The sequence below is a fragment of the Macrococcus sp. DPC7161 genome (assembly GCF_004117835.1).
In the GTDB taxonomy this organism is placed as follows: Bacteria; Bacillota; Bacilli; order Staphylococcales; family Staphylococcaceae; genus SDSC01.
The window spans coordinates 1-8,418 of record NZ_SDSC01000017.1; the positions used below are offsets into that span (position 1 = coordinate 1).

General features: G+C 36.2%; 3 protein-coding genes. 1 reads left to right on the forward strand and 2 read right to left on the reverse strand.

Annotation, left to right across the window (positions count from 1 at the left end; all coding sequences use genetic code 11):
• A partial coding sequence (locus ER639_RS11850; RefSeq protein WP_129065964.1) for an SdrD B-like domain-containing protein occupies nucleotides 1-5,404 on the reverse strand: 5,404 nt, incomplete at its 3' end.
• Nucleotides 5,405-6,244: 840 nt separating this feature from the next.
• On the opposite strand from ER639_RS11850, the gene ER639_RS11855 reads away from it, so the two are divergent.
• Nucleotides 6,245-7,753: a glycosyltransferase gene (locus tag ER639_RS11855; protein WP_129065965.1), complete on the forward strand. Its 1,509-nt coding sequence runs from the start codon at nucleotides 6,245-6,247 to the stop codon at nucleotides 7,751-7,753.
• 158 nt (nucleotides 7,754-7,911) lie between these two features.
• Here the strand turns inward: ER639_RS11855 and ER639_RS11860 are convergent.
• The coding region (locus ER639_RS11860) for an LPXTG cell wall anchor domain-containing protein (protein WP_164993448.1) at nucleotides 7,912-8,418 on the reverse strand (507 nt) is incomplete at its 5' end.

Consider the following 8,418-nt stretch of genomic DNA (forward strand, 5'->3'; position numbering starts at 1 on the left):
AACCTTCTGGTGTTTCAAATTCAATTGTTACTTCACCATTTGGTACGTTCGGGAACTCATAGTTTCCGTTTTCGTCCGTTGTTGTTGTTTCTGTTGTGCCATCTGGATATGTAATTGTTACTGTTACGCCTGGAATACCTGGCTCATCTGTATCTTGTTGACCGTCTCCATCTGTATCTTCCCAAACTGTATCTCCAACACTTACTTTGATGAAGCCTGAATCTACAGTCATATCATCTGCGTTGTTGATTGTTACTTTCACAACTTGACCATCTGAATCTAATCCATCGTTTCCTACATTAGAAATTGTTGGTCCATTGTATCCTTCTGGAGTACCGAATGTCACTGTGTAGTCTCCGTTTGGTAAGTCTGTAAATACATAGTTACCATTGGCATCTGTCATTGTCGTTACTGTTGAACCGTCAGGTTTTGTTAATGTTACTATTACGCCTGCGATTCCTGGCTCATTCTCATCTTGGATGCCATCTTTATCTTGATCGAACCATACATGGTCACCTATATCATATAAATCAGACATAGAATCTGAAGTTGAGTTTGAATTTGATACTGAGTCTGTTACTGAATCTGTGATTGAATCTGTCACTGAATCTGTCACTGAATCCGTTACTGAGTCTGTCACTGAATCCGTCACTGAATCTGTCACTGAATCTGTTACTGAGTCTGTTACTGAATCCGTTACTGAATCTGTCACTGAATCCGTTACTGAGTCTGTTACTGAATCTGTCACTGAATCTGTCACTGAATCTGTCACTGAATCTGTCACTGAATCCGTTACTGAGTCCGTGATTGAATCTGTTACTGAATCTGTTACTGAGTCTGTTACTGAATCCGTCACTGAATCTGTCACTGAGTCTGTTACTGAGTCTGTTACTGAATCTGTTACTGAATCCGTCACTGAATCTGTTACTGAATCCGTCACTGAGTCTGTTACTGAATCCGTTACTGAATCTGTTACTGAATCCGTTACTGAGTCTGTGATTGAGTCTGTCACTGAATCTGTTACTGAGTCTGTCACTGAATCTGTCACTGAGTCTGTTACTGAATCTGTTACTGAGTCTGTTACTGAGTCTGTCACTGAATCCGTTACTGAGTCTGTTACTGAATCTGTCACTGAATCCGTCACTGAATCTGTCACTGAATCTGTCACTGAGTCTGTTACTGAATCCGTTACTGAATCCGTTACTGAATCTGTGATTGAATCTGTGATTGAATCTGTTACTGAATCCGTCACTGAGTCTGTTACTGAATCCGTTACTGAATCCGTTACTGAATCTGTTACTGAATCTGTCACTGAATCTGTTACTGAGTCTGTCACTGAGTCTGTCACTGAATCTGTTACTGAGTCTGTTACTGAATCCGTTACTGAATCTGTTACTGAATCTGTCACTGAATCCGTCACTGAATCTGTCACTGAATCTGTCACTGAGTCTGTTACTGAATCCGTTACTGAATCTGTGATTGAGTCTGTCACTGAGTCTGTTACTGAATCCGTTACTGAATCTGTTACTGAATCCGTTACTGAGTCTGTGATTGAGTCTGTCACTGAATCTGTTACTGAGTCTGTCACTGAATCTGTCACTGAGTCTGTCACTGAATCTGTCACTGAATCTGTGATTGAATCTGTTACTGAGTCCGTCACTGAGTCTGTTACTGAATCTGTGACTGAGTCTGTTACTGAGTCTGTTACTGAATCTGTCACTGAATCCGTCACTGAATCTGTCACTGAATCTGTTACTGAATCCGTTACTGAATCTGTTACTGAATCTGTTACTGAATCTGTGATTGAATCTGTCACTGAATCTGTTACTGAGTCTGTCACTGAGTCTGTCACTGAATCTGTTACTGAGTCTGTTACTGAATCCGTCACTGAATCTGTTACTGAGTCTGTGATTGAATCTGTTACTGAATCTGTTACTGAGTCTGTGATTGAATCTGTTACTGAATCTGTTACTGAGTCTGTTACTGAATCTGTTACTGAGTCTGTTACTGAATCTGTTACTGAATCTGTTACTGAATCTGTGACTGAATCTGTCACTGAGTCTGTCACTGAGTCTGTCACTGAATCTGTTACTGAATCTGTCACTGAATCTGTTACTGAATCCGTTACTGAATCCGTTACTGAATCTGTCACTGAATCTGTCACTGAATCTGTTACTGAATCCGTTACTGAATCCGTTACTGAATCTGTCACTGAGTCGGTTACTGAGTCTGTTACTGAATCCGTTACTGAATCCGTTACTGAATCTGTCACTGAATCTGTCACTGAATCTGTCACTGAGTCTGTTACTGAATCCGTTACTGAATCTGTTACCGAATCCGTTACTGAATCCGTTACTGAATCTGTTACTGAATCCGTTACTGAATCCGTTACTGAATCTGTTACCGAATCCGTTACTGAATCCGTTACTGAATCCGTTACTGAGTCTGTCACTGAATCCGTTACTGAGTCTGTTACTGAATCTGTCACTGAATCTGTCACTGAATCTGTCACTGAGTCTGTTACTGAATCCGTTACTGAATCTGTTACTGAATCCGTTACTGAATCCGTTACTGAATCCGTTACTGAATCTGTTACTGAATCCGTTACTGAATCCGTTACTGAATCTGTTACTGAATCCGTTACTGAATCCGTTACTGAATCCGTTACTGAATCTGTTACTGAATCCGTTACTGAATCTGTTACTGAATCTGTTACTGAATCCGTTACTGAGTCGGTTACTGAGTCTGTTACTGAATCCGTTACTGAGTCGGTTACTGAGTCTGTTACTGAATCCGTTACTGAATCCGTTACTGAGTCGGTTACTGAATCTGTTACTGAGTCTGTTACCGAATCTGTTACTGAGTCTGTTACCGAATCCGTTACTGAATCTGTCACTGAATCTGAATATAACCCTTGGTCAATCGTCATATTGTCCGCATTATTAATCGTCGCAGGTGCTCTATATGTACCTGGCGCAACTAAAGTACCGTCAGAATCAGCACTATCAGCTGTTGTATTTGATGGAGATCCTACTAATATCGAAGGTACATTTGTAAATTCAACAATATAATCACCGTTCGGTAAATTTGTAAATATATAATGACCTGTTGCATCTGTTGTCGTTGTCATTGGTTGACCATCTGCACCTAAAATAGGATTACCGTTTTTATCTAATAAGTTAACAGTGATACCTTCCAATCCAGATTCGGCTGTATCTTGGATACCATCTTTGTTTTCATCAAACCATACATAGTCTCCTAAGTCGTATGTTGGTGTTTCTACCAATCCCATATCAATCGTCATATTATCAGCACCCGCAATTGTTGCGTTCGCAGTATATGTGCCATTAGCTTTTAATGTAGGATCTGAATCTGCAGCATCATTTGTTCCACTATTTGCCACTGTAACATCATAGCCTGTTGGTGGAGTAAATTGTACTTGATAATCACCATCTGTAAGACCTGTGAATAAATATTTACCATTAGCATCAGTAGTAGTTGTTGCAAGAACTTTACCAGTATTATCCATCAAAGTAACAGTTACTCCTGCAACACCTGTTTCAGTAGTATCTTGAATACCATCTTTATCAGTATCTAACCAAACATAGTCACCTAAATTATGATTCCCACTAAGTGTCCCCGTTGCAGTAGATGTTGGTTGGATCGGTTGATACCAGTTTGCATGATGGGTATCTTGATAAAAGTTTGGATATTCCGGATCGTAGAATGAATTAGTAGTTAATCCATAAAGTACATTTGAAGTATCAGTTACAGGTCCGGTCGGTATTGCAGTATCCATAATTACGAAAGTTTGCCCATTAATTAAGTCATCACCAAAATTTATAATCACTGTACCAGCAGAATTTTTAGTTATTGTGTAATTTGCAGTCACATCTGTTAATTGTGATGGATCTGGTTTAAAACTATCTGGTAATACATATCCTGAATTCACTGCATATATTTTAACTGTACTTGGGTCTACTGAAAATCCAGTCGGTGTGATTGTAAATTGAGCTGGATTTAATGAAGTATGATCCTGGTTTAAATAAGTAATATTATGGTATTCGTTACCAATGATATAATCAGTTGTACCAATGACAGTATCATTTCCATTCGGATTATTACCATAATCAACCATAAGCGTATTTGTATGTGTTTCACCTGCAAAATCTACAGTGAACGGATAAGTACCATTATCTACAGTAACCGTAGTTCTATCTGGGAATAAATATTCGTTCATTGAACCTGAAATATTATTGTATAAATCTACATAGTTTGTAAATGTATATGTAATTGTTTTAGTAGCTTCATCCCAATTTGCCGTAGCAATTGTGCTACCATCAGCTGCTTTTAAATCTGCTACAGTTACTGCTAATCCGCCTGGATGCGCTAAGTTTTCACCTAAAGTAACAGTGAAGTAGTCACCGGCTTGTACTGCATCTGCAACTGTGTAATCAGCACTCATTAATATATGTTCATATGCTGTCGCCCAAACAATTCCATCATTATATGATTCAGCTGAATCTGTAAATGAAATATTTGATGCTGTGACTAAATCATTAACATTTGATGGCGTGCCATTTAAAGATCTAATAGTCGTCGTATCATTTAAAGATAATGTCATTGACTCCATAGATGTGCTTAATGTGTTCACTGATACAGGCGTTGCTAATGCCGTATTTGCATTTTGTTCATTAGCGATTGCTTGTAATAATGCTGCTGTAATTTCTTCTGTTGTTAAAGTTGTATAATCTAGACCCAAACTTTCCACAGTCATTTGTGCTTCTTCTAAAGTTACACCCGTGTTTTGTGCATAGTAGTTTACAACTGCTGATTGCTTTTCTTCTATTGTAGTAGCATTATTTACTACTGTTGTTAATTCTGTAGCTGTTGCTTCTGTTGTAGATGGCGCTTCCGTTGTTGTCGCTGCTTCTGTTGTCGACGCTTCTGTTGCTGGCACTTCTGTTGTAGATGGCGCTTCCGTTGTTGCAGGTGCTTCTGTTGTAGATGGCGCTTCAGTTGTTGCTGGTGCTTCCGTTGTTGCTGGTGCTTCTGTTGTTGCTGGTGCTTCTGTTGTAGATGGCGCTTCCGTTGTTGCTGGTGCTTCTGTCGTTGCTGGTGCTTCTGTCGTTGCTGGTGCTTCTGTCGTTGCTGGCTCTTCTGTCGTTGCTGGTGCTTCTGTCGTTGCAGGTGCTTCTGTTGTTACTGGTGCTTCTGTTGTTACTGGTGCTTCTGTCGTTGCAACAGTAGTAGTACTTTCAGCTGCTTGAGCTTCTGAAGGACTTCCTATAAACATTAAAGCTCCAATTAATATAGAAGATGTTCCTACTGTAAACTTTCTAATTGAGTACTTATTTAATCGATTGGGCAAGAAATCCATTCTATTGTTATTTTTACGTTTCATTTATTTTCTCCTTGTTAAGTCAACTTATCAAAAAAGTTAACATTCATTTGATATTCCTAATTATAGTCGTACTTTAAAAAATGTAAATCAAATTAAATACATGCAAAATGTATATCACTCTACTTTTCCCATAATTTTACCTTTTAAAATGTAAGAAGCATATATGCATAAATACAAGTAGGTTTGATAAATATAATAGTATTTACATTTGTTCAAACAAAAAACACTAAGAACACTATATTTTCATTAAAAATAAATATTTTGTTCGATTGTTATTAATTATTTTAAAATAGTATATATATGTATAATGTTTTTTATCAGCTCAGAAATAATTACATTTTGAAAAATGTGTCTAAATTATGACATTTTTTATTTTCCCTTTATTATGGCTTTAGAAAAGATACAATATATATATAAACAACATAATGGTTTTAAAAATCGATGTTAATCCCATTAACTTATCTTATTTTTTAAAGAGAAAAATTTTCTGGAAATATAAATAACGAAATCTAAAGACCATTTTTTATTTTTAAAACAAAAGGTGACATGAACAAACGTTCATGTCACCTTTTAAAATTTCACATTATATTTTTACTATACATTTATATTGCACGGTACATATATATTATTAATAAAGCTGTATTTATATACTTTTTAAAAATAAAAATTCAGATTTTCGTATAAATAAACGAAGATGTTAACAAGATTTTAACATTTTATTTTTTAACAAATTATCATTTATCTTAATTGTTAAATTTTATTTTCCATTTTATGATTTGTACGATATATTAATAACTTGGTATTATATAGGTAACAATAACAAACCATAAGGAGAAGCATATGTACTATTTTACATGCGTTGCAGTACCAGAAAACATTACTGGTGTTGATAAAGCGATATTTAACCGTTTGAATTTATTTAAAAAGAATAATGTACCTGCAAAAATCATTTCAATAGAGTACAATCATATGAACCACAATACGCACGTAAATCACGGTGTTGAGAATGACACAATTAATATGTACGATTACTATCAAAAATGTACCCACCTTAAATCTTCTCAACCAATCGATTTACTTCGTTACTGGGAAGAAGATCTTGGATACACATTAGAAGTTGTTTCACACCAATTAGATATATGTGTGAAATCAAAAGAAGGCAAGTTACTTAAATATGTAAGGTTTGTGAATACTGAAAGAAAGCAAATCAATTTCATTAATCACATTAGCTCAATCGGTACTATTAACCGACATGAACGTTATGATAATAGAGGATTCTTAAGTTCCGTTCGTTATTTAGGCCCACATGAGAAAGTATTTCTTGAGCAATTCTATACACCTAAAGGTGAAATCGTCATCGAAAAGCATTATGACATCAATCAGCAAGATGCGCCCGTTATCATTTTCTTATTTAAAGATGACGGTACTCAAGTTACATTTAATAATGAAGATGAATTCATTGCACACTTTATCGAAGATTTATACAAACCTGGAGATGTATTTATACTTGATCGTCCGTATGAGTATGTTAAACCATTTGCAAAGGTAAATCCGATTATCCCAGCATCAGTATTTTTACATACTACGCACTTGCCTGATGAATACAGTGAAGGACGCGCCTTTAAATGGCCATATAATTTCTTAGGCGATCATATCAATCGATTTAATTCATTGATCTGTTCAACAGAATTCCAAAAGCAAGACGTATTGGATCATAGTAACTTCCATGGTGAGGTATTTAATATACCTGTTGGATACATTAAAGATAAAGACGTCAATGAAGTCAATGACTTTAGCCATAAACATCCGTTTAAAATCATTTCTGTTTCAAGATACATTCACAGTAAACAGCTCGATCATCAAATCAGACTAGTTCATCGATTAAAAAAAGAGTTCCCTGAAATCTCTTTAGACATTTATGGATTTGGTGGTATCGGCGGTGCACAAGATGTATTAGAAGAATTAATTAATGACCTTGATGCTAACGAATACATTAAATTAAAAGGCTACTCGAGAGATTTATCTAAATTATATGAAGAAAGCGGACTTTCATTATTTACAAGTAAAGAAGAGGGTTTTGCATTAGTACTATTAGAATCATATAATCACCACACACCTGTCATTGGTTACGATGTGAAATATGGTCCAAGCGAGATTATACAAGATAATATTAATGGTAATTTAATCACTTTAGATGATGAAGAAGCGTTATATCAAACGACTCGTAAGTTTTTATTAAATCCTCAACTCAGAGAAACTTATTACAAAAATTGCTTATTAACAAAACAAAAGTACTCAGAAAGCAGTAACTTTAAGTTATGGGAAAAATTTATAGAGTTTCAATCATAACGATCATCTGAACTATAAAGAACTTTTAAATTTAATAGAAGTAAATAAATCTTCTATAGAAAATAACAGTTACATATAAAACAAAACAAAACAAGCTAAGAATGTTTAAACATTCTTAGCTTGTTTTTTGTTTGTAACTTGTTATTTTAATTCAATTTTTATTTTTCTTCTGATTGAACGTTTTCTTGTTTGCGTTTTCTGAATAACAACAATCCACCTAAACCTGCAAACATTGCCGCTAAAGTACCAGAATTATTATGTTCACCTGTATCCGGTAATGATTTCATACCAGATTCAGTTGGAGTTCCAGGGTTACTTGGTGTACCCGGTTCCACTGGCGTTGCTGGGTTCGTTGGTGTGCCTGGATCAACTAGCGTTGCCGGATTCGTTGGTGATTCTGGCTCTAATGGCGTTGCCGGATTTGTTGGTGTGCCTGGTTCCACTGGTGTTGCTGGGTTCGTTGGTGTGCCTGGTTCCACTGGTGTTGCTGGGTTCGTTGGTGTGCCTGGTTCCACTGGTGTTGCTGGGTTCGTTGGTGTGCCACTACCACCTTCTGGTGTATAAAATCCTGAATCGATTGTGTAATCATTTGAAGTCAAATCAATTGTTACTACTGATCCATCTGAGTCTAATGTATCATCTCCAGCGTTTACATCTGTTGGAAT